Below are 25,258 nucleotides of genomic sequence, written 5' to 3' on the forward strand. Positions count from 1 at the left end.
ACCTAATATCTGCTGTATACAACCAGTAAATACAAGCTTCAACATTTTGTAAGCTGGGTATCCACTACTATCTTTTTTGGCTTTGATTGAGAATTTTGCTGAAAATGCCTGCTATAAATATAATTCTGAGCCTCTCGATTTTTCGTCATAGAAATTAATTTTGTTACCACTTGATTACCAACTATCTTGATCTAAACCAATAAAGTTGGTATGATTACCCTGTCCAAAGATGTACTGAGTTTTTTCAAAACTCAAACGATGACATTTCTTTTAACCAAGTTGATAAAAACTAGGTCAATTTTATGCGCGAAACTATTAGGTTTATAACCAGAATTAAAAACTGTTAATCAAGGAATATTTTTATGTATTTTACTCGCCAGATAGCTAGTGTTTCTTTGATGTTGTCCATATTAGGATTTTGGCAACCAACCTTAGCTGAACCTGGAAATATTTTACCTTGGAGAAAACAAGAAATACCTGCTCCTTGGGCAAAAAATAGATGTCCTGGTGGATTTGTAGAAAAATTTCGTTTAAGTGGCGAACTTAATCATCCAAGGACTTTTACACTTCAAAAACTCACAGAGTTACGAGATTTAGTAAAAAACCAAAACCCATCAGCCGTTACAGAACTCACTGTTAGCTTTCAAACAGGTTCAGGCCCCAGAACAGAAACATACTATGGAGTTCCACTGTGGGATTTCATTAACAATGAAAAAGCTGGTGGTGGACTAGAACCTCGTAATCCTGGACAAAATTCCAAAAATGCCTTTCTACGTCAGTATATTTTAGTGGAAGCTACAGATTGCTATGGAGCCGTTGTAGCTATTGGCGAAATTCATCCCAACTTTGAAAATAAATCAATACTAGTTGCATTTGCTAAAAAAGCCAGCGATGGAACAGTACAATTGCTGACAGATGAAGGGTTTGCGCGGCTAGTAGTTCCTGGTGATAGAGCCGGAGGACGTTATATTAGCAATATTAGAAATATCGTCGTGCTTTCTGCGCCACCTTCTCCTTTAGAAGTTAAAGATTTTCGCTATCCTTAAGTGAGTTTTTTTATATCTATCTCCAAACTGAACAGTTTGTATTTAATAAATCATCAGCTTGATGTTAAAAACACATTTTTTTCAAAACCCATTAATAGTTATTTTGGGGTTCGTACTAACTACCTTCGCTACTGCTAAACCCTCGAAAGCAGCTATCTTTACTTATCAGGGTGATACAACAAATCAACCGATTTGGCGGCGTGTTGCACCAGGTAATCCTCCTACCCTAATTTCTGGACAAAGAGATGGTAATTTAGGGATGAGTGTATCTTATAGCGTGTTCGATTTTGTGGTTGATCAATCAGGTTTATATACTATAAGTGGTACATCTAAAGTTACGCCTCTCAATAATACGAAATGGGATATTTTTTTGGCTTTATATCAGGACAAATTCAATCCTTCTCAACAGCTAAATAATGTTCTCATAGCAAGTACTAACCCTAATACTGGCACTGTTGAATTCAGTAGACAACTGATTTCTCAACGAAAATACTTTTTAGTGACAACTGGCCGGAGAATAGCTGATTTTGGAGTTTTTACCAACTCAATTAGTGGTTCGGGTAGAGTCATTCCAATTCCTGAATCAGATTCGCTACTATCTGTGTTAGTCGCAAGTGGTGTAACTTTACTACTATACAAGCGAAATTCATGAAGAAAAATTCATGATTCAGAATTTACCTGAAGTTATTTAACGTCCCTAATGTTAATTTTGGCAATAAAAAATCTTTGTTTTGAAACTCTTGACTTCACTCCTGTTTATTTTGAAACAATTATAGTTATATAGAAATCATATTTGATTTGGAGAAAAAAACTCAGTACACATGTGTTACTTGTTTTCCTGTTCCCTATTCCCTACCTACACAAGTAATTTCAATAATCAAGTCGGATTCCTATAGTGATGAGTTGGGATTTAAGACTTTGCAGATTCATGATTCAATCGTTTTAGTAAATCTTGAATATCTGCAATAGTAGCCTTAGTTATTTTTGGCTGTTTTTCCAGCCATGAATTAGCACTTTCATCTCCTTGTTGAACGGCTAAGATTAAAGCCCCCCAAGCTAGTATTTCTGGCTGTTGTGGGTTAACTTCCAATGCTGCTACTACACGATTCCACAACTTGCCTTTTTCTGCTTTTAAAAGGATAGAAATTTCTTGGACATTTTGCGGTGATGCTTTAAAGACTTTTAAAGCTTTTTCCCAACGTCCATCAATTAAATCTGCCAAGATTTGTTCACTAGGACTAGCCCAAGTTTTTTCTGCTTGTGCTTGGGTGAATTGAGCATGTAGGCGAATTAAATCGATTTGAGTTTGTGCTGAGGTTGGTAAGGGGGTTTTGCGTTGTTTTTGAAGAGATTTTAAAGATTCTAAAGCAGGTGTCCACAAACCACTACGAGCAATCGATATAGCATTTTGGTAAGCAGTATCTTTGATGGCTGGTGGTTTCAGAGAAATTTTATCTAGCTGAATTGGGTTAAGGTAAAGCTTGGTAGGTTTAACTTGGTAAACGCGTAATTGAGGTTCTAAACCGACTGTTTGATCTAAAATTAATTCTTTAGCGTCGTTACCAGTAACTTGCTGCCATTTTGGTAATTGGCCATAAGAATTTTTCCAAGACAGAAGTTGGATTAAGTTAGAGCGTTCTGGATTGTAATATAAAATCTGACCATAGGCGATCGCACTTGTGCCTTGTTTATATTCCCCTTGCAAATTAAACCACACTCCCGGTGCTGGTGTTTCATCCTCAAAACCTTTGACGGTGGTTAAAGGTAACAGAGTATTAGTGTCATCACTTTCTGTTGTCGATTCGACAAAGGATTTTTCGATTCCAGTGATAGATAGTTGCGTTGCTAGACGATAGTGTTTTTCTGATTGTGATTTAAACTCTGCGTCTTGTGCTAGTTGATAAACTCGTAGTGCTACTAATTCTTGACAATTAGACTGACAATTGGCACGTTGTTGAAAAACTGGCATTAAAAATGAATTTTTGTTTTTATCTAAAGCCAGAGTCGCCCCAAATGTTTGTTTTTGTTCTCGCAAGCTGGCTTGAATTTCTTGTAGGGTGTGGGGATGTTCGCTATAACCAAAGGGAATTTGCGCCCATTCTGGTAAAAATTTGTTTAGCCAAACAATTTTTTCGGGATTGAAGATAAACAGCCAACTAATCCAAGCAAACACAAAAATTAACCCAGCACTACTGAATAAAACCGTAATTGCTACTGTTGATGTCAGCAAATTTGCCTGTTGCGGGGTTTTTTCTGCAATGTCTGTGGAAGGTTGATTGCGTCTAAAAAATTTGAGCGATAGTTTACGCGCGGGATGTGCCATATTACTTTTTGATCAATCTTGTAGGTGGGGTGAGGCTAGTTAGTGGCGGGAACAGACTCATAGAAAATTAACTACGCGCCCATAGTGAGAGAACTAACCCGATAAATAGCTTAGTTTTCCCTGTTCCCTTTCATTTTTATACTCGCGTTTTCTCCTATTGCCCAGAACTAGTTTCGTCTCATTTAGTACAAAGTCGGTAAAATTTCTCATGTCGAACCTGATATTTTTGCTTACACTCAGACTTCAGTATTGTCTGTAGAGTTTAAAAAATTGGAAGTTAACGTGATTCGCTATAGTCATCTGAAATTCTGGATAATCGCATCTTGCTTGATTGCTGGATTAAACGGCGGATCACAAACAGCATCCGCCCAAGATTATACAAATACAGACTTAGAACCAAGTCTGAGTTTAGACAACCAAGATTACCCGATATTCCCTACCGCTTCAACAGATCAGGGTGTAACAGAAAATACTGAGCCGATGGCACAAGTCACATCGGTGTCGCAATTAAATGATGTTCAACCTAGCGATTGGGCTTTTACGGCGTTGCAATCTTTGGTGGAACGTTATAACTGCATTGCTGGCTATCCTAATAATTCCTTTCGTGGCGATCGCGCTGTCACTAGGTATGAGTTTGCTGCCGGGATGAATGCTTGCTTAGATAAAATTAACCAAATTATCGCCGCCGCCGCACCCAGCGCCGAACTCGTAAAGCGTGCAGATTTAGATACAATTCAACGCTTACAAACAGAATTTAGCAGCGAATTAGTAACCTTGCGCGGACGAGTCGATAGCTTAGAAGCACGCAGCGCCGAAGTTCAAGCTAACCAATTTTCTACCACAACTAAACTTAACGGGCTGTTAATTGCAGGTGTTCAAGGACGGACTTCTAACCGTGCTGATGTTAATCCCAGAGATGGCGTAAAAGATTCAAATGATAATGGGACAAACATTAACGTCTTGACCTTTTCTTATCTGAGTTTAACTACTCAGCTAACTCCCCGTAGTGTTTTATTTACAGGGTTATTAGCCGCTGATGGGGTTACTTCACCGAGATTCAGCAATGATGTGATACTCAGCTACGAATATCCTACAGATAGTAAAATAACCATTACTGACTTGAATTATCGCTGGTTAGTCACTGACAAATTAGCCGTCATGGTGGGAACAGAAGGCGTAAATATGACAAACGCTTTCCGAGGCCCAGTACGAGTTGAAAGTGCAGCCACAGGCCCCTTATCTCTGTTTGCTCAAAGAAACCCGATTTTAAACACCGGCTTTGGTCACGGCGGTGTTGCTGTGGATTGGCAATTTGCCAAACGTGCCAGTATCCAAGCTCTCTATACTAGTTACAATCCTGGGAAGCCTGGTGAACGTAGTGGTTTGTTTGATGGAACTACAACCGCCGCGGTGCAATTGTTATTAACACCAATTGACACCGTTGATTTGAGTTTGTATTACGTCAATAATTATGCTTCTAATGGTTGTTTGCTTACCTTTGTGGGCGATGAATGTTTAACAGCATCTAACGCACCCTTAAAAACCAACGCCTATGGTGGGACACTCAGTTGGCAAATTTCGCCCCGCGTCACTGTTGGCGCGTGGGGTGGTTATACTACATCGTCTATTCCTGGGCGATCGGGCCGTGTGGAAACGACAAATTACATGGTATTTCTGAACTTCCCCGATTTATTTGCTCCAGGGAATTTAGGTGGGATTTATGTCGGACAACCACCAAAAATTACCAGTAGTACTTTACCTGTCGGTAATAATGTCCCAGATTTTGAGAATACAGGTTTAGGACGTGCAGGCGGACAACCAGGAACAACCACTCAAATCGAAGCTTTTTATCGTTTTAGAATGACAGATAACATCTATATTACGCCAGGGATAATTCATATATTGGAACCTGGTCACACACCAGATAGCGACCCAATTACCATTGGGATTCTTCGGAGTACCTTTCTGTTTTAGCTAAAAATCAACTCCCTTCTCTACGAGAGGCTGCGCTGGGAGCGTAGCTATGCCGCAGTCTTTACGGGAGAGGGAACTTTTAACGGGCGGGAAGAGTTTGTCCGTTTCCTCTCCTATCTCTGAGTCCCCACCATAGACAGTCCCTATTCCCTATTCCCCGTTAAACCCGTTTTTCGGGTCAAAACTGATTTGCAAGACACAAGCAGAAAAACATATTACAATACTACAGTATTACACAGCGAATACAAGAGTAACTAAATGGAAGAAACAGTAACGCTGTATCGTCCAACTGGCCCCAAAGAACTGGAATTGGTAAAACAAAGCGGTTACACAAAATGGCCGCCGCGACTCCCGGAACAGCCAATTTTTTACCCAGTGACTAACGAACAATATGCAAAAGAAATTGCCACTAAATGGAATATTCGAGACAGTGGTGTGGGTTATGTGACACGTTTTAAAGTTAAACAGGAATTTATGAATAAATATGAAGTTCATCAAGTAGGAGCTTCATATCATACAGAATGGTGGATTCCAGCAGAAGAACTAGAACAGTTGAATGAAAACATCGTCGGTCAAATTGAGGTAATTGGAGAATATAGAGATTGACATAGGACTTATACCAATTTTTTGTGAAAACTCATAAAAAACCAACACCTTGATCGGAAAAAGTTGGGAAAGGCTAAAGTAATGTGCAGCTTTACGGAGAATTGGTATAAACCATATTGAATTGTTTCAACTGATGGAGAAGTTTGAACAGCTAAATTCTTGAGCAGAAGCTAGACAAAAAGAATGCCAGTAATATGAAGTCTTCTCTAGATAAGTTAAGTTAATTTAAAATTATCAAACATAATTAAATTTATTTAAATCACCACTTTTAGCTGATTGATGTGTAGCAAATTATTTTAATAGCTACAAAAAGAAAAAAGGTTTGGCTCACCACCAAACCTGACTATAAATCCAGTGCATAACAACATCCCGCATTTATTTACTCATGATTTTTGCTGCAAAGCATCTTCCTATAGGATGTATCCAAAACTTATAAAAACTGATATTAAGCCAAGAATGTATTATTAATTACATTAACATAAAATCATTGCCAGGAATTATTTCAAAATTAAAAACTGCTGATATAATTTATAGATTTCTGACATCTGGATATGTTTTTATGGCTTGATTGGCAAATATCAGCAAAATAAAAGACGGGCTTTCACCCGTCGAAATAGCTTGAAAGTGGCGATGCACCTTGAATTATAGAAAAATCATACAAATTAAACTTAGTAGATTGTCAAGAAGACTCAGGATTTAAGCAATAAGAACAGTATTCGTACTCTACTTAATGGTAAGTATTCAGGAGTCAGAATTCAGGAGCCAGAAGGTTTACAGAATCAGGAGAAATATTTGATGAATTAATTTGCTAATCCTATAGATATTTCTAAATTCTGACTTCTGACTCCTGGGTGCTGAATTCTTACACTTAATGTTTTAACCAAAGTCATTCTTGTAGTGTTGATCAATTTAGCACAATAAAATTTTTATTAAATGCCAAAATGCCGAAATATTCAATAAAAAATATTATTTTATATCTCTTGATCAGTCTTATTTAGTAAACTCTATTAGTTATTTGTGTCATTTATTAATATCTCTGGGGTGCAAGTTATTCAAATAAGAGCAAGTAGTAAAAGCTACTAAATTTTTTGCGTGTTTTAGAGGCACAAAACCAACTACTATTCCATCATGATCTAAGATTGTTGGGTATTCTCTAGTTTACGATCGCCACCCTTACCGATGATTGAAGTTGAACATCTCAGTAAAACTTACGGTTCTACCCCAGCGATTACAGATGTAACTTTTCGGGTTGAACCAGGGGAAATTTTAGGGTTTTTAGGGCCGAATGGCGCTGGTAAAACGACAATGATGCGAATTTTAGCAGGTTATTTACCGGCAACTAGCGGTACAGCTAAGATTTCTGGGTTTGATGTCCATGATAATTCTTTGGCTGTGCGTCAACGCATTGGTTATTTACCAGAAACACCGCCGTTATATCCAGAGATGACGGTGGAGGGATTTTTGCATTTTGTTGCCAGAATCAAAGGAGTATCCGCAGGCGATCGCACTGCGAAAGTAAAAGCAGCGATCGCCCGATGTAACTTAGAAGATAAGCAAAAAGTCATTATTCGCAAACTTTCTAAAGGATATCGCCAAAGGGTGGGCATTGCTCAGGCGATCGTTCACGACCCGCCAGCCATCATCCTTGATGAACCCACCGTGGGACTTGATCCCCGCCAAATTATCGAAGTGCGAAATCTGATTAAAAGCCTGGCGGGGACACACACGATTATTTTGTCTACTCACATTTTGCCGGAAGTGAGCATGACCTGTACCCGTGTTGCTATTATTAATCGCGGTAAAGTTGTTGCCACTAATACCCCAGAAAACCTGATGACACAGTTGACTGGAGGCTCAGGATATGAATTGGAAATTGAGGGCGAAGCTAACTTAGCCAAACAAGTCTTGCAAAATGTAGCGGGAGTGAGTCTGGTAGAATCAATTCCTGGTCATCATCTGATCCATGCTACAGACGGACGGGCTTATTTGCGAGTGATTGCTCAACCGGGAAGCGAACCGGGAAGAGAAATCGCCGCTACCCTAATCCGGGCTGGATTTGGGTTACAAGAAATGCGCCGAGTCAGCGCCACCTTAGAAGATGTGTTCTTGCAACTGACCACCGAAGAAAAGCATTTTGAACCAGAAATAAACTCAATAGCCAACGAAGGAGAAGCAGCGTAAATGGGTATAGTGCTGGCGAATATTATTGCCATTTATCGCCGAGAGTTACAGAGTTACTTTATCTCGCCCTTAGCTTATGCGATCGCTGGCGTATTTTGGTTTATCTCCGGGTTATTTTTCGTGACCATTTTGTTTGGCCCTGATGGTATTTTGCCATCCGTTGCAGCCATTGACTTACAAGGTCAACAACTGGGTGTCCCAGTCCCCTTAATTGATGTCCCTTATGAATTTATTCGGGCATTTTTAGACCGGATGGGTTGGTTATTGCTGTTTATTTTGCCAATTTTATCGATGGGGCTGTACGCCGAAGAACGCAAACGCGGCACATTGGAACTTTTAGCCACCTCACCCTTAACTAATTGGGCAGTAGCCGTTGGCAAATTATTAGGCGTGGTGACATTCTTAATTACAATGGTTGCACCACTTTTGATATTTGAAGCGATCGCCCTGAGTGGTTCCAATCCTCCCATGTCGCCAGCTATTCCCCTACTCGGTCATTTAGGCTTAATCTTGCTGGCAGCTGCAATTTTATCTTTGGGAATGTTTATTTCCTCCTTAACAGACAGCACTATCCTCTCTGCGGTTCTCACCTTTGGCTTGGTTTTGTTGCTGTTATTTGTTGATTTAATCGCTAAAAGTATTGGTGGCCCTGTTGGTGAAGCCTTGGGTCATTTGTCATTACTCAAACATTACAACACCTTCATCCAAGGAATTTTTGACACCAGCGCCTTAATGTTATTTGCTAGTTACATTTTTTTAGGTATCTTTCTTACAGCCCAATCAATTGATGCTCTACGTTTTCAACGGCAATAGTTTAATAGTCAATAGTTTAAATTCCTGACCATTGACTCTTGAGAAAATATGAAAAAAATCACAAAAAAACAACCTTGGAAATATTTGTTTTGGCTGGGGCCGTTTCTATTTATGGTCGGCTTCACAGCGGGGTTAGTGTCTGGTAGCTGGGGATTATTATCCCTAGCATTTATGATTCCCGGAATTGCCGTTATTATATTTTGGGTAGTTTGGCAAAGCCAGCAAAACCGTTGGTGGGCGAGTCGTTCTACCCAAGCGGGAACTAATGCCTTAGTTGCCACATTAGCTGTCTTGGTAATTTTAGGGTTAATTAACTTTTTGGGTGTTCGCTATCAACTACGCCAAGATTTAACCGAAACTCAGTTATTTACCCTTGCGCCCCAATCAAAAGAATTAGTCCGTCGTCTACCACAAGCAGTCAAAATTTGGGTATTTGATACTAATCAAAGTCCCCAAGATAGAGAATTACTCGAAAACTATCAACGGCAAAGTTCTAAGTTTCAATTTGAATATGTTGACCCCCAACGCCGACCCGGAATCGCTGAGAAATTTGGGGTAAAAGAATATGGAGAAGTTTATTTAGAATCGGGCAACAAACGCCAATTAGTACAATCTTTAAATGTCAATGAACGCTTATCAGAAATTAAATTAACTAACCGACTACAGCAACTTACTAATTCCACTGTTGTCAAAGCCTACTTCCTTCAAGGTCATGGCGAACATCCTTTAACTGGTGGTGAAACTGGAATTTCCCAAGCAGTGCAAGGATTAACCGAGAAAGGTTACACCGTTGAACCTCTAAATTTAGCTGACAAACTGCAAGTTCCTAACGATGCGGCGACTGTAGTAGTCGCAGGTGCTAAACGCGGTTTGTTTGACGCAGAGGTCAAAGCTTTACAAGATTATCTCAATCGTGGCGGTAACTTGCTACTGATGATTGATCCTGATACTGACCCCAAACTCAGCCCTTTATTACAAGAGTGGGGTGTGCGCCTGGATAATCGTTTAGCAGTTGATGTTTCCGGTGCGGGTGTAGGACTCGGCCCCGCAGCACCCATCATCACAGACTATGGACAACACCCAATTACTAAAGATTTTGGCAAAGGTATTTCTTTTTATCGCTTGGCTAGACCGATAGAAATTACCTCAATCCCTGGTGTTGAGTCTACGCCCCTCATCCGAACCAAACCCTATCCCAATAGCTGGGCGGAAAGCGACCTGCAAAGCGAAAAATTAGAATTCAATCCTGATAAAGACCTCAAAGGGCCGCTGACTTTAGGTGTGGCGTTGACGAGAAAAGTATCAGTATCTAACCCTGTTCCCACTCCTACTGCTGCGACAACTCCTTTACCCACACCAACAACGCAACCTCAAGCAACTCCTACTCCTACTTCCTTACCTTCACCCACGACAAAACCTCAAGCAACTCCCACTTCTACACCAACAACTACTTCCTTACCCTCACCAACAACAACTCCCCCAACAGGCGAGAAATCTGAACAAACTCCGAAAGAATCACGGTTAGTCGTCTTCGGAAATTCTGATTTTGCTACTGATGGAGTATTTCAACAACAACTCAATGGTGATGTATTTCTTAACTCTGTAACTTGGCTGAGTCAGCAAGATCAGCAACCTCTTTCCATTCGTCCCAAAGAACCAAAAAATCGTCGCATCACTTTATCAACATCACAAGCCAATGTTTTAACATTGTCATCTTTGTTGGCATTACCTTTGCTTGGCTTTTTAACAGCCGCTTTCATTTGGTGGCGAAGAAGATGAAGTATGAAGTGTGAAGTATGAAGTCTGAAATTTCTAGGAATTACGCAAAAAATCTCTCAAACTCTCATTTCTCTGTAACCTCTGCGTCTCTGTGGTACCCTTCGGGAAGCCGCTTGCGCGTCTACGATTTTCCGTAGACTGTTCGTAAGTCCCGATTTCATCCTTCTGCTTTTTGACCAATGACAAATGACCAATGACAAATAACAAATGACTATTCCAAAGACAACTTTAATTTTGGTATTTTTGGCGCTGGGTTTGGGCGGTTTCGTGTATTTCCATGAAATGAGAGGTGCAACTCAGCAAGAAGAAGTCAAGGCAAAACAGCAGCAAATTTTCGCTTTTGCAGAAGATGATGTGCAGTCTTTGACAATCAAAACAAAAGCTTACACTCTGATGTTAGAACGCAATTCTCAGGGTATTAATCCTAAATGGTTGCTGAAATATCCAGTATCAGATTCAGCCAATGATGCGATTGTTTCTTATTTAATGGATTTGTTGGTTAAAGGTAAGAGCAATAACATTGTATCAACCCCCGCTAACCAACTCACAGAATTTGGTTTAGTTCAACCCAATGCCACCATTGATATTAAACTGAAAAATCAGCAAACCCATCAGTTACTTTTGGGCAAATCTAATTTCAATAATCGTTTTGTGTATGCTAAAACTGACTCAGCTAAACAACCAAATGGCAATATCAATGTATTATTAGTATCTACAGATTTTGCAAATGCCGTTAATCGAGAGCTATCAGAATGGCGACAAACTGTTGATAACAGTAAATCAACACCTTTACCAACTAATCTTCCTCTGCCAACACCTTAGAAGAAGTATGAAGTATGAAAGGTGAATAAACTCAAATAAAATTTATTGAATTACGCATTATTTTATGTCCAATCCAACTGCAACCTTGCTAATTTCTTGTCCTGATCAACGAGGACTAGTTGCCAAAATTGCTAACTTTATTTATGCCAATGGGGGCAATATTATTCATGCAGATCAGCACACAGATTTTTCGGCTGGGTTATTTCTGACGCGCATAGAATGGCAGTTAGCTGGATTTAATTTACCTAAAGATTTGATTGCTCCAGCATTTAATGCAATTTCTCAGCCTTTAGGTGCTAAATGGGAACTACATTTTTCTGACTCTGTACCACGGATAGCGATTTGGGTAAGCCGCCAAGACCACTGTCTCTACGATTTAATTTGGCGACACCGTGCTAAAGAATTCACCGCAGAAATTCCGTTAATTATTAGCAATCATCCTCACTTAAAAGTAGTGGCGGAACAGTTTGGTATTGATTTTCATCACATTCCCATTACTAAAGAAAATAAACCAGAACAAGAAGCTCAACAACTAGAATTATTGCGTCAATACAAAATTGATTTGGTTGTTTTAGCAAAATATATGCAAATTGTTAGTTCTGATTTTATTGCTCAATTCCCCCAAATTATTAATATTCATCACTCATTTTTACCTGCCTTTGTCGGCGCAAATCCATATCACAGAGCGTTTGAAAGAGGCGTAAAAATAATTGGTGCCACCTCTCATTATGTGACTACAGATTTAGATGCAGGGCCAATTATTGAACAAGATGTTGTGAGAGTCAGCCACCGCGATGAAGTGGAAGATTTGGTAAGAAAAGGTAAAGATTTAGAGCGAGTAGTCTTAGCAAGGGCTGTGCGGTTACACTTACAAAACCGCGTGTTAGTTTATGGTAATCGTACTGTTGTGTTTGAGTGATTGTTTGTCAGTACATAGTAGTCGCAGGTGATGGGTTATTTCTATGCGTCATCATAAATGATGGGTATAAACAATCTTTGGCTAACAATTGCGTCGTAGCTGGGTTAACAACACAACAATCTCATCAATAGCTTGCCTGATATTGCTGGCTGGTTGTTCAGATTGATTCACAATAATACTAAAAGCTAACGGCTCATATTGTGGCGAATTTATATATCCTGACAGAGAAATTACACCTCTCAAACTACCCGTTTTTGCTTGAACGATTCCCTGCGCCGAAGTGTTGCGAAAGCGCCCTTGCAAAGTACCACTAACTCCCGCCACAGGTAAAGAAGCCCGAAAAACTTTGGCTTCTGGTGATGCGGCTATTATTTGTAAAACTTGTACTAAAGCTTCTGGACTAATTAAATTCTTCCGCGATAGTCCTGAACCATCGACCACACTATAACTGTTTGGGTTAACGCCTAATTGGGTGAGAGTTTCTTGCATCACTTTTAACCCAACATCAGCAGTATTTTGATTTTTGGCTACTTGTTGTTTGTCAGCTAAAGTTCTTAATAAAGCCTCAGCAAATAAATTATTACTGTTTAAATTAGTCTCTTTTAATAACTCAGATAAAGGTGGAGATTCAATGGCTGCAACTTCGCGTTCATTATTTCCACCATTAGCAGTAGATGTTTGTTGTACAAAAATGCCTTCTGCGGCTAAACTCTGACGAAAGTGACGTAAGAAATTTTGTGTAGGGTCAAATACTGCGATCGCACTAATATCTGGTTGTGAATTTACCGCCAGTTGTCCTTGCAAATACAGCACAGCGCCTTTTAAGTCACGTCTTACTTCAACTAACCCTGGTTCATCTTTTTGCGCTGTGACAGAATTATTTTCGACTCGCCACTGATAAGCCTCTGTAGGATCAGCCCATTTAATTTGCAATGGTTTGCCGATAGTTTGGGGCAGAACTGTTAATACAGCAGCATTTTCATTCAAAATTAAACTATTGACTGGTGCGCCATAATAAGCTTGCACATCTTCCCATTGCCAACTCGGATTTATCAAATCTCCTTGAAAATAACTATCATCAGCAATTAAATTATTGACTTGAGTAATACCCTGTTGGCGTAATTGCTTGGCTAAGAGTGTTAATTGAGCATTTTTTAAACTGGGATCTCCCCTACCAACTACACGCAAATTACCATCAGCATCTTGATAAATAGAGGTACGAATGCGAAAATCTGCGCCTAATTGTTTGAGTGCCGCAGATGTCGTCAACAATTTAGTATTAGAAGCAGGTGTAAAGTATTTCTCAGCATCATGGCTGTAAATAGTTTGCGTAGAAGCTAAGTTTTTAACTAAAATTCCCCAGCGGGCGCGACTAAATAAGGGACGATTGATTGCAGTATCTATAGATGTTCCTAGTTCAGCGGGACAAAGTGATTTTGTGGTAGTTGCAGAGGGAACTGGCGTTTGGGCTGTAACTGCTTGTTGGGTAATTCCAATATGAGTCCCAAAAAACAATAGCAGCAAACTTAGGGAAATTTTGCGAGAAAACATACTTAAACTTCTACATTGAGAACTGAGGGTTATATTATTTTGTAGTGTTTGGCGATCGCCGCAGGCAGTATACTAAACGTATTAAAATTTACTAGGGAATAAATAGCCTACTCACGCCTAAATAATTTTCAACATAAAGTACAATCTCGATCAGACGCTCAACACACTGTTCTCGATACTCTCTCTCTATTATGCGGTCAACATTTGCAAGAGTAATTACAGGTAGAGATGTTGGCAGACTTTCTTCACGTATCACTTGTTCTAAAGAATCTTCTCCCTTCATACTGCGATTCCCTGTTAAGAGAATCATCTGCTTTTCTTGAGCAAAATCGCCAAACCATCCTATCGCTGCTGTCTATTGACAATTGAGCCTCATCAAAGGACATAAAATGAATAGGTAGAACATCAAGCCATCCCCCAGTAGTCAGGCTACCAAACAACATGAGGGCTTGCCCTTCAATATTATGGTCGATAAGAAAAATCATTGACTTGAGGTAATACGTTTAGCTTTCAGTTTCTGTAATTTTTCCCAAGCAGCTTTATACTCAGGTTTTGGTGTCAATGTGGCAATATCAACCAAACGCTTTTGATTTAGTTCTTCCCAATACTGACGAATTTCTTCGGCTTGTTGTAGCACACTCTGATACTCTGCTTCTACTTCAGCACGATGGGTTTCAATGTAAGACATTGCTGCACTGAACTGCTCATCAGTAATGTAGAAATAATTACGAATTAGATGGGGTGCGTAACCTGTAGAAATATAGTCCATCAACTGATACAAAGTAATACGTGTACCTGCAATGGTTAGTCCCCTTTCTGTACGAATAATAGCTGGTTGATCATTGACTACTTGAGACATAATAAAAACTTTGAGTCGGATATTTTCATAATATCCTGTACAAAAACTCGGAGAGCATTACCAGAAAGTGCTGTACTAAGGGGTTGGTTAAAATCTTCTCAGCAGTCGCAAGCCGTTAAGGGTAACTAATACTGTAGAGCCTTCATGGCCAATTACACCGATGGGTAGGTTAATATTCCCGAAAAAGTTAGCCAGCATCAGCAGAATAATTGATGTGAGCGCAAAGGTGATATTTTGTTTGATAATGAATTGAGATCGCCTACCTAGTTCCATTGCTGCGACAATTTTTTCTAGTCTGTCTGCTATTAATACAATATCCGCGGTTTCTAGTGCAACATCACTACCAGCACCGCCCATTGCTATTCCTACCGTTGCTTGGGCTAAAGCAGGTGCATCATTAATTCCATCGCCTACCATCGCTACAGTGTGATATTGTTTCTGCAAGCTGCGGATGAGGTTAAGTTTATCTTCTGGTAATAGTTGGGCGTGAACCTGAGTGATACCGACTGCTTGAGCGACAGTTTGGGCTGTACGCTGGTTATCTCCAGTAATCATGACGATTTGTTCTACACCTAGCTGACGCAGATGGCGAATAGTGGCGGCGGCTTCTGGTCTAATCATATCTGCAATAGCGATCGCTCCGATGACTTTTGTATCTTGAGCAACCCAAACTACAGTTTTTCCCTCAGATTCCCAACTATGAGCTAAATCTTGAAGTTTGTGCGGTAACTGGATCACATACTGCTGAACAAAAGCTGCATTTCCCAGGGTAATTTTTACACCATTCACATTGCCGATAATTCCCTGTCCAGGTATAGCTTGCACATCTACACCACGCTCCCAGCTTAAATCACTGGCTGCTTGAACAATGGCTTTGGCAATGGGATGTTCCGAAAATGCTTCTAAAGCTGCTGCTGCTTTTAATACATCTGCTTGTGTATATTCATCGGTCGCAATTACTTGGGATACTTGCACTTGTCCGGTAGTTAGAGTACCAGTTTTATCAAAAGCGATCGCCCGGACTTTGCCCATGTTCTCTAACTGTGCGCCATTCTTAAACAAAATCCCCTGTCTGGCACCGTTGGCAATGCCTGATAATAATGCTGGCATAATTGCCGCCATCAGCGCACAAGGAGAAGCCACCACCAAAAAAGTCAAAGCGCGATAAATCGTCGTGTCCCAGTCCCACGCCAAAATAAATGGCGGTAAAATTGCCAGTAATATGCCAGCTACAACAATTACCTTGGCATATCCCCGCTCAAATTTTGCGATAAACTCTTGAGAAGGTGGGGCTGATTCTTGCGCTTCTTCCACTAACCGAATCACTCGCTGAATCAAATTACTCGCAGCTGGTTTGTGAACTTTCAACCTCAGCGCCCCATAACCGTTGAGTGTCCCAGCAAAAACCTCTTCGCCTACTGTCTTTTCTACAGGTAAAGATTCCCCAGTAATCGCCGCCTGATTAATGGTGCTGTAACCAGACAAAATTATCCCATCGGTGGGAATTAACTCTCCTGGTTTGACAACTATTTCATCTCCTACTTTTAATTGACTGATGGGTAACATCTGTTCCTGTCCCTGATGCAGTACCCTGGCTGTATCGGGTGTCAAACTCATCAAACTGCGGATACTCCTTTCCGTCCGCCCCATTGCATAACCTTCTAACGCGCCGCTAACAGCAAAGATGAGAATTAAAATTGCCCCATCAATAATTAGGTGATATTCTCTGCGCCATAAACCTAAACTAGCTGCACCAACCGCCGCCACAATCATCAGCAAATCTACATCAAGTTCTTTCTCTTTAATTAATGTAGTTATTCCCTCACGGGCGCTTTCGTAACCACCAATAACATAAGCCGCACTTAACAACAGTATTGCCCATCCCAACCAACCTAGATGCAAGGCGTACCAGCCAAAAAATAATAACAGTCCACAAACCAATGCTGCTAAGATATCTGCGTGTTCTTTGGTGTATTTGGTTAAATGCTGTGGGTAAAGCATAAGAGTGAAATCCTTGATAACTGATCTCACGGTAAACCTTGACATTAATGTTAAGGTCAAGCAATTGTTTTTCTACAAGGAGGTATTTTGATGACGCGCCTGCATAATAAAACCGCTGTGATTACCGGAGGGACATCGGGGATTGGGTTTGAGACTGCGAAACAGTTTGTGAAAGAAGGGGCGCGGGTAATTATTACCGGACAAGATGAAGGACGTTTGCAAACCGCAGCCCAAGAACTGGGTTCTCAGGTAATTCCGGTGATAGCGGATGTGCGATCGCTTTCTCAACTAGATAATTTAGCAGCACGAGTCAAATCAGAATTTGGCAGTCTTGATATTTTGTTTGCTAACGCTGGTATCGGATTTTTTACGCCTTTAGAGGCGATCGACGAAACTTTGTATGATAACCAATTTGATATCAACGTTAAGGGTATCTTTTTCACTGTCCAGAAGCTATCAGGATTACTAAATCCAGGCGCTAGTGTCATCTTGAATGCTTCATCAGTCAATGAAAAAGGTATGGCGATGGGCAGTGTCTATTGTGCGACAAAAGCGGCTGTGCGCTCATTTGCCCGCAATTTAGCAGCAGAATTAGGCGATCGCCAAATTAGAGTCAATGCGATTAGTCCTGGTTTAATCCCTACGAATTTTCAAACTAAGATGGGCTTATCACCAGAGGCCTTGGAAAATTTTGGCAATTATATTAAGCAAACCGTACCTTTGGGACGCTTTGGTAAACCAGAAGAAATTGCGGCGGCGGTAGTTTTTCTGGCTAGTGATGAATCTTCTTACATGACTGCGGCAGATCTAGTTATTGATGGTGGCTATATGAACGTTTAGCAACGCAATATAGGAATCATATTTGATTTTTGAACGAAGGTGATAGGCGATCGTACGTCATATTCCCCAACGGTAGGGGCATACGGCCGTACGCCCATACTTAGATTTTTTCAAAAATCAAAAGTTTGACTTTTCGAGATGACGGAAATCAAATGAGAAAATTATGTACAAACGAGTACCAAGAACTGGTAAAGATGATTATGATATTTTTTACTGAATTTTATCATTGAGTGTCGAGTTACACTTTGTTGCACTCAATCTACCTTTTGAGTGATTTGCGCTTTGTAAAGGCTTGAGTAGTTAAAATGATAGGGTAAGCAAGGCAATTCTTAAACAGATTGAATGAAACAAACCCACTATTTAACAACAACAGTTCAAAAAGGCAACCGATTGGAAATTACCCTTCCTAATTTAACTGAAGGACAAACCATAGAAGTTATTATCATTGTGCCTGAAGCTGTCCCTCATCAATCAATAAATCGCCAAGCTTTTCGACAACTTCCTATTGAAGAACGTCGTCGTATTTTAACCCAACAAGCAGAAGCCATGAAAGATTATTATCAAAATGATCAAGACTGGAAAGATTGGGTTAATTTTGATAACGAGGAATGCGATGACAGTCACTCCTAAAAGAGGAGAAATTTGGTTGATTAACTTAGATCCGACGGTTGGCGCAGAAATCAAAAAAACTCGACCTGCGGTGGTTGTTAACTCAGATTACATCGGAAAACTCCCGCTTAAATGGGTTGTTCCCATCACTAACTGGCAATCAACTTTTAACGATAATCTTTGGCATATTTGTCTAACACCTACCTCGGAAAATGGATTAATCAAATTATCATCGGCTGATGTATTACAACTAAGAAGTGTTGATCTACAGAGATTTATTCGGAAACTTGGATCTGTATCAATTTCAGACTTACAAGAAATAGTGACGGCCATTTCAATTATTATTGAAAGTGATGTCCCAATCTCTTAGAGCGATCGCTTGGTTGTAGAGATTTGTAAAGGCGATTCTGCTTCCCAGACGCAAGGCGATCGCAGCTTCAATATATTGTCTGGTATGAGGTGGACGCAAGCAAGCTCATCTAAAGCAGTTATTGGTAGAAGTTGTCACTCTGTTGAAAGAGCGAATTTATCTAATAACTTTTGATGAAAAAACCTCTGTCTCTAGCACGATTTGGCACATTGCAAAAATCAAGTAAATCTAAGAATACTAAATCTCAAAGAGAAGGTATTCTATGTTAATGAAACGGCTTTCTGCTATTGGAAGTTGGATAACTACAACAGTTATTTGTTTATCTGCGATCGCTTTTATTTGGCAAGGTGCATTTTTCAACAATAATTCAGCAATGGCGGCTCCCTCTGTCAACTTGATTGCATCATCTGATGCAGGCGATAAAGTTCAAGAAAAAACCCGTGAAGATGCTGGACGCGCGAAGAATTTTATTCGAGATACCGCAGATAAAGTTGAGCGCACTGCCAATAAAAATGCGCGTAAAGTTGGGGACGCAACAGATAATAGTGGTAACTTGATTGAGCGTAAAGCTAAGAGTGATAGAAACACTATTGAGAAAAGAGCCGAGGAAGATGCGGCTCGGACAGAAAAAGCTGTAGACAATACCAAGAATGCGATTGAACGCACTGTTGATAACATTAAGGATGCTTTCAGTAAATAGACATAACAATCTTACTTAATTTGTAAGATGTTATGTGGTGCTTGTTCTGAGTTATTCCTAAAAATTAATTTAGGGTTACACAGTCAATGTACATTGTTGATTCATTTCATTTGCTTGATTTGAAACTTACGATGTACATTGATTAATTTTATGTATTTTAACTACCTAAATAAACATTAAATCAAGATAAGAATAAACTGAAAAAAAGATAAGTTTATGCTGAAATAAATAAAATAAAAGCTAAATAAATCAGAGCGATCGCATTTGTTGATAAAGTATCTTTGTCCTTATGGGATTTTTGCTCAAAAATCTAAAATTATGGCAAAGCTCACTGTTTACGGAACTCCCCTCAGTACTTATGTTCGTACTGTCCGGTTGCTGCTTGAGGAAGCAGGTGTAGACTATACCCTCAAAGAAATTGATATCTTCAAAGGCGAAAATCAGTCACCAGAGTATCTAGCCAAAAATCCTTTTGGGAAAGTACCAACCCTGCAAGTAGAAGCAGAAGTAATTTACGAAACTCCTGCAATTACGGACTACCTAAATACAGTCTTTACCAATCATCAGTTCAGCCCATCTGAACCACTACTTCAGGCGCGGATGCGCCAAATAATCACGATTATTGATAACTATTTTTATCCTACGGCGGTTGGGGCAATTGTCATTCAACGTCTGATTGTGCCAATTCGCGGTGGAAAGCCAGACGAAGATAAAGTAAAAAATGCTGTCGCACCTGCACAAACAGCCATACAAGCAATTGAAGCGATCGCTGTTGGTAGTCCATATCTGCTTGGTAGCCAGGTAAGTATTGCTGATTTCTACCTGATCCCTATCTTTATCTACCTGGCGCAAACTCCAGAGTACGAAGTAATTACGGCGCAAACTCCCAAACTGCGGACTTGGTGGGAGCAAGTCCAGCAGCTTGAGAGCGTCAAAAAGGTGTGTGCATAACCGCAGTTGATTGTGCTGAGTAAAAAATACTGACAAATATTTTCGCAATCCTAAAAACCCCCAGATTTATCTGTGGGGTTAATCAAAAAGCTAATTCAGCGACAGACTTTGTAAATTTGCGCCTAAATCAGCTGGTTTTAGGTAGTGTTTAAACCATTGACTTGCCAATCGTGCGACTGCTTCTAAAGCTCCAGGTTCGCCAAACTGATGAGTTGCGCCAGAAATAATCTCTAGTTGCTTGTTGAATGCGGGGATATTTGCCAGTGCATCTTCATTCATGGCAATGATGGGTAAGTCATCACCACCAACAATTAATAAAGTTGGAGTTTGTACACAAGCTATGGCTTCACTAACTAAATCGGTTTGTCCACTACGGGAAACAATCGCTTTCACCGCCATTGGACGTGTTGCAGCTGCTAACAAAGCTGCACTAGCACCTGTATCTGCACCAAAATAGCCGAGCTTGAGATTACGAGTGAAAGGATTTTCTAACAACCAGTCTGTCACAGCCACTACGCGATCGCTCAGGAAGCTAATATCACTGCGAAAATGTTTGGTGCGCTGATCTATTGCTTCTTCTTCTTTGGTGAGTAAGTCGATCAACAGAGTTGCTAGTTTACCTTCCTGACGTAGTATATGGGCGAGATAGTGGTTGCGGGTACTGTAGCGACTACTCGCACTGCCATGTGCAAACAATACCAAGCCTTCAGCACCAGCAGGTACAACCAATTCTCCTTTAAGTCTGGCTTTGGCAAGTTCGACAATAACAATTTGTTCTTCAACGTTGAGTAATAATGTGGTATTCATAACTTTCCCCTGATGATTAATTGAGATCCGTTTTTTTGTTAAGCTGATGTGCATTCAAGTTGCAGAATTTGAATTGTTGGTAAAAACTTCAAACCCTCTCCCCTGCTCCCCTGCCCCCTTGCGGACTAAACGAGCAAATTCAGTGATTAACAGCTTATTCAGGTGTAACTGCACATATCTCACACCCTCAATTGCGTTGTTATGCGTAAGTTTTATCTGGATTGTTGATCACTGACGATTGTGCAAGTAAATACCGTACTTCTACATCGGTTGTTTGCGAAAAATCTTCATACCAAAGACCGATTGCACATAATGACTCTGGCATAACTAAACAAACTACTTCATCAACTTCGGCTTGCAATTCTTTGTAAGTTATGGGTGCTGCAACTGGTACAGCCACAATCAGCCGTTGGGGTTGTTGTTGTTTAACAATGGCAATAGCCGCACGCATGGTTGAACCCGTAGCAATGCCATCATCGACTAAAATGACAGTCCGATTTTTAATTTTTGGTAGGGGTTGATCGCCTCGATAAGCGCGATCGCGTCGCTGTAATTCTTGCAACTCTTTGATTGCAACGTTGTCAATTATCTTGCTGTCGATACCCAAACTATTAATGACATCGTAATTTAACACGCGTACACCACCTGAAGCGATTGCACCCATCGCCAGTTCTTCCTGATCAGGTACGCCCAATTTTCTCACCAAACATATATCTAGTGGTGTATTCAGGCTGTTGGCAATTTCATAAGCTACTGGGACACCGCCACGAGGCAGAGCTAACACTAACAAATCTTGACTGTTAGTATATGCTGTTATTCTTTTCGCTAATATCTTGCCTGCATCACGGCGATCGCGAAATTTACTTGTCATAATTTTAAGCTCCCCTAGAGAGGAACGCTGACATGGATGAAGAAAACTTGCCATTGTCTCCACCCTTGTTTGCTTATAGGATGAAGGGTGCAACTTGCTAGTTCAGCTAAAACTTGAGCCAATACAGTTTGATTGACTTGACATTTTTCCCTTGTTATCATGCTTCTCTTACACCTTAATATTAACGCTCCATCACATTAAGGGTTTCAAATTGATACAAATTACCTAAAAATTTTATATGTTTAAACAAATGTAGTATTACAACCCTAGTGAACAACTGACTTCTACATTTAGTCTTATTTCCAGACTATTCCCTACAACATATTTAACTATGAACTCTGTGATTAATGTAATTTTTTTAATTAGCTTAGGCGCAGTTCCAGGTGCTATAAGTCGTTATTACCTCACTGTATTGTTTGGGCGCTGGTTTGGTATAGCATTTCCCTATGGAACCTTATTTATTAATGTGACAGGAGCTTTTATGATGGGCTTTTTTGCCACCATTATACCGAGGTTGACAATTTCTTCTAGTCTATCTTTATTAATAACAGTAGGCTTTTTAGGTGCTTATACAACATTTTCAACTTATGCGCTCGATACCTCTAACCTCTTACGCACTAGAGACTATAAAGCTGTAATAATTTACTGGATTGGTACTCCCATCTTAGGATTTATAAGTATAGAACTAGGAATTTTATTAGCAAAGATAGTATAACTCATACTCTCAAGTACAGACAGTTCCTGTTCACTGTTGCCCGTTAAAATTCCTTTTTGTGCCTGATAAATCCAGCTATCCTATTACCTAATAAGAGACTGAGCAGGGATAATATAGGACTACTTAGCCAGTAAACTAAACTAACTTCTATGCTGCGTTGTTGCAGCAACTTCACCACATCTAACTCATAAGTTGAAAAAGTTGTGTAAGACCCTAAAAAACCAGTACTTACTAATAATCTAATATCAGGATGAATAGTAATTAATCTTCCCAATACCAGTATCGTAAACAAACCCATTACAAAACATCCACTGACATTAATAATTAGCGTACTGAAAGGAAATTCTTGACCGAAAAGCTGAGTGAACCACAAACCGAGATAGTAACGCGAGAGTGCGCCTGCAATTGCGCCAAGACTAATACTTGCAGGGGTACGCAGCGCAGAATTTTGCAGCATAATCACTAGTTCCATCAAATTAAATTAGGAGCGAACTGAGATTTTTTCAAATATCAAATCATACTGCTATATCACTACAAATACTATAGCGATCGCGCCAAAACTGACTAATTTCTTCGGTATTGGCGCGAACATTTTACCACATACTTAAAGCTTTAATTTTTTCCGAACCACTGACTCATCTCTAAACCCAGCCAATACGGCTATTCCATCTTGAACAAACAACGGACGTTTAAGCAGCATTGCATCAAGCGCGAATGCATCAATCCACTGCTCCTCACTCCAAGTCTTTTTTTCATCGCCCAAAGCACGATAAGATTGACCAGAGGTATTTCGCATAGCAGCAACACCCAGAGACTTGACCCAGTTTTGGATTTGCTCACGAGTTGGTAGAGTATCTTTGGTATTAATGAACTGATAGTCAATATTGTTAGCTTGAAGCCAAGTAAAAGCTTTTTTGCAAGTACCACAGTTGGGGATACCGTAAATTTGCAGGGACATAAATTAATAATTCTCTAATTGCAGCTTAGGAGTCAGAATAAATTATTGCAAATTTTCACAATGAGAAACGCTTATCGAATTTCTTTAGAGATTATATCGGGAAAAAGTAAACCTACAATGGTAGTAATCTGTATATATAGCGAGATTAACTGATAATCTTGAAATTAATATGCCGCACCAAAAAAAAGAGCGCAGTGGATGTGGGTGTTTAAATATTCCATTATCCGTAATACTAGCTGTCGTCGGAGGTGGTTACTGGTGGTTCAGTCAACCAGGAAATTTAGATATGATCAGCAAAATTTTATCTAAGAATGAACGAATAAATATCCCAATTTTCAATTCTACTCCAAAGTCCGCCGCAATTTCCATCCCCACTGCCTCTTTAACTCCAAATAATTCTTTACCTACATCTCTAAATTTAGCTAATAAAAATAACAAAGCTCCCAGCACAATAAAACAAGAGACAAAAACAGTATTACCTCCAACTCCTTGGGAGAAAAAAGTAATTAGAGGGATTTATTTAACTCGTTATCAAGCTACAAATAATGCTGATGAGCAAACGATTCGCCAGCGAGTTCGCTACTATCATTCTCAAGGTATCAATACCATTATTCATGGTGTTTGGGGTAATGGTTGTACGATGTACAAAAGTGAGGTGATGCAGCAAACTTTAGGATATAGCAGTTGTCCTAATCAGTTTCAAGAAAAATGGTTAAATTGGCTGATTGATGAAGCACATAAACAAGAAATGCAAGTTCATGCTTATTTTGAAAAGGGAATTAAAATAGATAAAAATAGTCCGATTTTTGATTTAGCTGTTGCTAAAAAGTGGATTGTGCCAGGCATAGATAAAACTTATGCTGGAATTGACCATTATGTACTTGATGTAGAGAACCCAGAAGTGGCTACTTTCTTTAAAAATATTTCCGTTGAGTTTGTGAATAAATATCCTAATGTTGATGCAGTTCAATGGGATGATTATCTAGGATATTATGCTGAACTACCTGGAAAAGTTGACAGAACTGAGCATTTAACTAAGTTTGTACAACAAATGACAAGCTCGATGAAAAAAGCTAATTCTTCGGTAAGTTTTGATATTTGTCATCATAACCCTTATTGGGCTAAGAAATATTTTGCGGCTGATTGGGAACACTGGGGTGTAGATCGAGTATTTATTCAAGCTTATAATGATACGAATTTTGCTGAAGAACTAAATTATGCCCAAAAGTATGCTGGAATTGCAATTACAGATAAGCAGCTTGGTCGTTTAAAAGAATTAGTGAATAATCCCAATATTCACAGTATTTTAGTTTTTCCATTTTCCGGTAATCCAGAAAAGACAGCTTCTAATTTAAAACAAGCTATATAAAATGTGAAGCGCAGCTATATCTGCTATATCTGATACTGTTGTCTGTGCGATCGCTATCTGAGCATATAAACACTGAAGACTGTTAAAGCATACCGCTTCTCAGTATAAAATGTTAAGTCCTTAGTTAAATTATAGTTATACTCCTCGTTAACCATACTTGAGTAGCCTGAAGGTAAAAGCCCGTAGGGATAGCT

Annotated in this window: 25 protein-coding genes; 16 read left to right on the forward strand and 9 right to left on the reverse strand. The window is 39.7% G+C overall.

The annotated features are described in order from the left end of the window. Nucleotides 1-362 precede the first annotated feature (362 nt). Both IQ244_RS04110 and IQ244_RS04115 read left to right on the forward strand, forming a co-directional pair. Nucleotides 363-1,046, forward strand: coding sequence for a hypothetical protein (locus IQ244_RS04110; protein WP_193890073.1), 684 nt, complete (start codon nt 363-365; stop codon nt 1,044-1,046). A 61-nt stretch (nt 1,047-1,107) separates the two neighbouring features. Then, complete coding sequence (locus IQ244_RS04115; RefSeq protein WP_193890075.1) at nt 1,108-1,698, forward strand: PEP-CTERM sorting domain-containing protein; 591 nt, start codon at nt 1,108-1,110, stop codon at nt 1,696-1,698. A 258-nt stretch (nt 1,699-1,956) separates the two neighbouring features. Here the strand turns inward: IQ244_RS04115 and IQ244_RS04120 are convergent, their stop codons facing one another. Further along, nucleotides 1,957-3,369: a hypothetical protein gene (locus tag IQ244_RS04120; protein ID WP_193890077.1), complete on the reverse strand. Its 1,413-nt coding sequence runs from the start codon at nt 3,367-3,369 to the stop codon at nt 1,957-1,959. 270 nt (nt 3,370-3,639) lie between these two features. Between IQ244_RS04120 and IQ244_RS04125 the strand changes: the two genes are divergently transcribed. The 7 genes from IQ244_RS04125 to purU all read left to right on the forward strand — a co-directional run bounded on the left by IQ244_RS04125 (nt 3,640) and on the right by purU (nt 12,463). Continuing rightward, nucleotides 3,640-5,343: an iron uptake porin gene (locus IQ244_RS04125; protein ID WP_228058732.1), complete on the forward strand. Its 1,704-nt coding sequence runs from the start codon at nt 3,640-3,642 to the stop codon at nt 5,341-5,343. A 258-nt stretch (nt 5,344-5,601) separates the two neighbouring features. Further along, nucleotides 5,602-5,949 (forward strand): hypothetical protein, encoded by a 348-nt coding sequence (locus tag IQ244_RS04130; protein ID WP_193890079.1) that lies wholly within the window; start codon nt 5,602-5,604, stop codon nt 5,947-5,949. A 1,179-nt stretch (nt 5,950-7,128) separates the two neighbouring features. Beyond that, nucleotides 7,129-8,130, forward strand: a complete 1,002-nt coding sequence (locus IQ244_RS04135) for an ABC transporter ATP-binding protein (protein ID WP_193890081.1) — start codon at nt 7,129-7,131, stop codon at nt 8,128-8,130. Further along, complete coding sequence (locus IQ244_RS04140; RefSeq protein WP_193890083.1) at nt 8,131-8,943, forward strand: ABC transporter permease; 813 nt, start codon at nt 8,131-8,133, stop codon at nt 8,941-8,943. A 48-nt stretch (nt 8,944-8,991) separates the two neighbouring features. Then, nucleotides 8,992-10,722, forward strand: a complete 1,731-nt coding sequence (locus IQ244_RS04145; protein WP_193890085.1) for a GldG family protein — start codon at nt 8,992-8,994, stop codon at nt 10,720-10,722. Between the two features lie 207 nt (nt 10,723-10,929). Then, entirely contained in the window at nt 10,930-11,544 is a 615-nt protein-coding gene (locus tag IQ244_RS04150; RefSeq protein ID WP_193890087.1) for a DUF4340 domain-containing protein, read from the forward strand. A 64-nt stretch (nt 11,545-11,608) separates the two neighbouring features. Further along, nucleotides 11,609-12,463, forward strand: coding sequence for a formyltetrahydrofolate deformylase (gene purU, locus IQ244_RS04155; RefSeq protein WP_193890089.1), 855 nt, complete (start codon nt 11,609-11,611; stop codon nt 12,461-12,463). Nucleotides 12,464-12,544: 81 nt separating this feature from the next. On the opposite strand, the gene dacB is transcribed toward purU, so the two are convergent. From dacB to IQ244_RS04175, 4 genes are all read right to left on the reverse strand, one after another. Next, the gene (gene dacB, locus IQ244_RS04160; protein WP_193890098.1) at nt 12,545-14,014 is read right to left on the reverse strand and encodes a D-alanyl-D-alanine carboxypeptidase/D-alanyl-D-alanine-endopeptidase; all 1,470 of its coding nucleotides are present in this window, start codon (nt 14,012-14,014) and stop codon (nt 12,545-12,547) included. 91 nt (nt 14,015-14,105) lie between these two features. Further along, the gene (locus tag IQ244_RS33335; protein ID WP_416209756.1) at nt 14,106-14,324 is read right to left on the reverse strand and encodes a hypothetical protein; all 219 of its coding nucleotides are present in this window, start codon (nt 14,322-14,324) and stop codon (nt 14,106-14,108) included. A gap of 171 nt (nt 14,325-14,495) precedes the next feature. Beyond that, nucleotides 14,496-14,873, reverse strand: coding sequence for a DUF433 domain-containing protein (locus IQ244_RS04170; protein WP_193890100.1), 378 nt, complete (start codon nt 14,871-14,873; stop codon nt 14,496-14,498). Between the two features lie 87 nt (nt 14,874-14,960). Further along, nucleotides 14,961-16,874, reverse strand: coding sequence for a heavy metal translocating P-type ATPase (locus IQ244_RS04175; RefSeq protein WP_193890101.1), 1,914 nt, complete (start codon nt 16,872-16,874; stop codon nt 14,961-14,963). 90 nt (nt 16,875-16,964) lie between these two features. On the opposite strand from IQ244_RS04175, the gene IQ244_RS04180 reads away from it, so the two are divergent. The 5 genes from IQ244_RS04180 to IQ244_RS04200 all read left to right on the forward strand — a co-directional run bounded on the left by IQ244_RS04180 (nt 16,965) and on the right by IQ244_RS04200 (nt 20,344). Beyond that, nucleotides 16,965-17,714: a glucose 1-dehydrogenase gene (locus tag IQ244_RS04180; RefSeq protein ID WP_193890103.1), complete on the forward strand. Its 750-nt coding sequence runs from the start codon at nt 16,965-16,967 to the stop codon at nt 17,712-17,714. 342 nt (nt 17,715-18,056) lie between these two features. Beyond that, a complete protein-coding gene (locus IQ244_RS04185) occupies nt 18,057-18,344 on the forward strand; it encodes a hypothetical protein (protein ID WP_193890106.1) in 288 nt (95 codons plus the stop codon). After that, complete coding sequence (locus tag IQ244_RS04190; protein ID WP_193890108.1) at nt 18,328-18,693, forward strand: type II toxin-antitoxin system PemK/MazF family toxin; 366 nt, start codon at nt 18,328-18,330, stop codon at nt 18,691-18,693. The genes IQ244_RS04185 and IQ244_RS04190 overlap by 17 nt, the downstream gene beginning before the upstream one ends. A 262-nt stretch (nt 18,694-18,955) precedes the next feature. Further along, complete coding sequence (locus tag IQ244_RS04195; RefSeq protein WP_193890110.1) at nt 18,956-19,393, forward strand: hypothetical protein; 438 nt, start codon at nt 18,956-18,958, stop codon at nt 19,391-19,393. 318 nt (nt 19,394-19,711) lie between these two features. Then, nucleotides 19,712-20,344, forward strand: coding sequence for a glutathione S-transferase family protein (locus tag IQ244_RS04200; RefSeq protein ID WP_193890112.1), 633 nt, complete (start codon nt 19,712-19,714; stop codon nt 20,342-20,344). Nucleotides 20,345-20,434: 90 nt separating this feature from the next. Here the strand turns inward: IQ244_RS04200 and IQ244_RS04205 are convergent, their stop codons facing one another. After that, on the reverse strand, nt 20,435-21,151 hold the full coding sequence (locus IQ244_RS04205) for a dienelactone hydrolase family protein (RefSeq protein ID WP_193890114.1): 717 nt from the start codon (nt 21,149-21,151) through the stop codon (nt 20,435-20,437). Between the two features lie 199 nt (nt 21,152-21,350). Next, the gene (locus tag IQ244_RS04210) at nt 21,351-22,022 is read right to left on the reverse strand and encodes a phosphoribosyltransferase (RefSeq protein ID WP_193890117.1); all 672 of its coding nucleotides are present in this window, start codon (nt 22,020-22,022) and stop codon (nt 21,351-21,353) included. Nucleotides 22,023-22,353: 331 nt separating this feature from the next. Between IQ244_RS04210 and crcB (IQ244_RS04215) the strand changes: the two genes are divergently transcribed. Further along, nucleotides 22,354-22,737 carry a fluoride efflux transporter CrcB gene (gene crcB / locus IQ244_RS04215; protein WP_193890119.1) on the forward strand — a complete coding sequence of 128 codons (384 nt, stop codon included), beginning with the start codon at nt 22,354-22,356 and terminating at the stop codon, nt 22,735-22,737. A 43-nt stretch (nt 22,738-22,780) separates the two neighbouring features. Here the strand turns inward: crcB (IQ244_RS04215) and crcB (IQ244_RS04220) are convergent, their stop codons facing one another. Both crcB (IQ244_RS04220) and IQ244_RS04225 read right to left on the reverse strand, forming a co-directional pair. After that, nucleotides 22,781-23,194 carry a fluoride efflux transporter CrcB gene (gene crcB, locus IQ244_RS04220; RefSeq protein ID WP_193890121.1) on the reverse strand — a complete coding sequence of 138 codons (414 nt, stop codon included), beginning with the start codon at nt 23,192-23,194 and terminating at the stop codon, nt 22,781-22,783. A gap of 147 nt (nt 23,195-23,341) precedes the next feature. Beyond that, nucleotides 23,342-23,695: a Spx/MgsR family RNA polymerase-binding regulatory protein gene (locus IQ244_RS04225; RefSeq protein ID WP_193890129.1), complete on the reverse strand. Its 354-nt coding sequence runs from the start codon at nt 23,693-23,695 to the stop codon at nt 23,342-23,344. Between the two features lie 169 nt (nt 23,696-23,864). On the opposite strand from IQ244_RS04225, the gene IQ244_RS04230 reads away from it, so the two are divergent. Then, entirely contained in the window at nt 23,865-25,064 is a 1,200-nt protein-coding gene (locus IQ244_RS04230; RefSeq protein ID WP_193890132.1) for a family 10 glycosylhydrolase, read from the forward strand. Nucleotides 25,065-25,258 lie beyond the last annotated feature (194 nt).

Source organism: Nostoc sp. LEGE 06077 (assembly GCF_015207705.1).
GTDB lineage: Bacteria > Cyanobacteriota > Cyanobacteriia > Cyanobacteriales > Nostocaceae > Nostoc_B.

Excerpts from the sequence above, each read along its gene's own strand:
- IQ244_RS04110 (WP_193890073.1), top strand. The coding sequence starts at position 363 with ATGTATTTTACTCGCCAGATAGCTAGTGTTTCTTTGATGTTGTCCATA.
- IQ244_RS04115 (WP_193890075.1), top strand. The coding sequence starts at position 1,108 with ATGTTAAAAACACATTTTTTTCAAAACCCATTAATAGTTATTTTGGGG.
- IQ244_RS04120 (WP_193890077.1), bottom strand. The coding sequence starts at position 3,369 with ATGGCACATCCCGCGCGTAAACTATCGCTCAAATTTTTTAGACGCAAT.
- IQ244_RS04130 (WP_193890079.1), top strand. The coding sequence starts at position 5,602 with ATGGAAGAAACAGTAACGCTGTATCGTCCAACTGGCCCCAAAGAACTG.
- IQ244_RS04135 (WP_193890081.1), top strand. The coding sequence starts at position 7,129 with ATGATTGAAGTTGAACATCTCAGTAAAACTTACGGTTCTACCCCAGCG.
- IQ244_RS04140 (WP_193890083.1), top strand. The coding sequence starts at position 8,131 with ATGGGTATAGTGCTGGCGAATATTATTGCCATTTATCGCCGAGAGTTA.
- IQ244_RS04145 (WP_193890085.1), top strand. The coding sequence starts at position 8,992 with ATGAAAAAAATCACAAAAAAACAACCTTGGAAATATTTGTTTTGGCTG.
- IQ244_RS04150 (WP_193890087.1), top strand. The coding sequence starts at position 10,930 with ATGACTATTCCAAAGACAACTTTAATTTTGGTATTTTTGGCGCTGGGT.
- purU (WP_193890089.1), top strand. The coding sequence starts at position 11,609 with ATGTCCAATCCAACTGCAACCTTGCTAATTTCTTGTCCTGATCAACGA.
- dacB (WP_193890098.1), bottom strand. The coding sequence starts at position 14,014 with ATGTTTTCTCGCAAAATTTCCCTAAGTTTGCTGCTATTGTTTTTTGGG.
- IQ244_RS33335 (WP_416209756.1), bottom strand. The coding sequence starts at position 14,324 with ATGATTCTCTTAACAGGGAATCGCAGTATGAAGGGAGAAGATTCTTTA.
- IQ244_RS04170 (WP_193890100.1), bottom strand. The coding sequence starts at position 14,873 with ATGTCTCAAGTAGTCAATGATCAACCAGCTATTATTCGTACAGAAAGG.
- IQ244_RS04175 (WP_193890101.1), bottom strand. The coding sequence starts at position 16,874 with ATGCTTTACCCACAGCATTTAACCAAATACACCAAAGAACACGCAGAT.
- IQ244_RS04180 (WP_193890103.1), top strand. The coding sequence starts at position 16,965 with ATGACGCGCCTGCATAATAAAACCGCTGTGATTACCGGAGGGACATCG.
- IQ244_RS04185 (WP_193890106.1), top strand. The coding sequence starts at position 18,057 with ATGAAACAAACCCACTATTTAACAACAACAGTTCAAAAAGGCAACCGA.
- IQ244_RS04190 (WP_193890108.1), top strand. The coding sequence starts at position 18,328 with ATGACAGTCACTCCTAAAAGAGGAGAAATTTGGTTGATTAACTTAGAT.
- IQ244_RS04195 (WP_193890110.1), top strand. The coding sequence starts at position 18,956 with ATGTTAATGAAACGGCTTTCTGCTATTGGAAGTTGGATAACTACAACA.
- IQ244_RS04200 (WP_193890112.1), top strand. The coding sequence starts at position 19,712 with ATGGCAAAGCTCACTGTTTACGGAACTCCCCTCAGTACTTATGTTCGT.
- IQ244_RS04205 (WP_193890114.1), bottom strand. The coding sequence starts at position 21,151 with ATGAATACCACATTATTACTCAACGTTGAAGAACAAATTGTTATTGTC.
- IQ244_RS04210 (WP_193890117.1), bottom strand. The coding sequence starts at position 22,022 with ATGACAAGTAAATTTCGCGATCGCCGTGATGCAGGCAAGATATTAGCG.
- crcB (WP_193890119.1), top strand. The coding sequence starts at position 22,354 with ATGAACTCTGTGATTAATGTAATTTTTTTAATTAGCTTAGGCGCAGTT.
- crcB (WP_193890121.1), bottom strand. The coding sequence starts at position 23,194 with ATGCTGCAAAATTCTGCGCTGCGTACCCCTGCAAGTATTAGTCTTGGC.
- IQ244_RS04225 (WP_193890129.1), bottom strand. The coding sequence starts at position 23,695 with ATGTCCCTGCAAATTTACGGTATCCCCAACTGTGGTACTTGCAAAAAA.
- IQ244_RS04230 (WP_193890132.1), top strand. The coding sequence starts at position 23,865 with ATGCCGCACCAAAAAAAAGAGCGCAGTGGATGTGGGTGTTTAAATATT.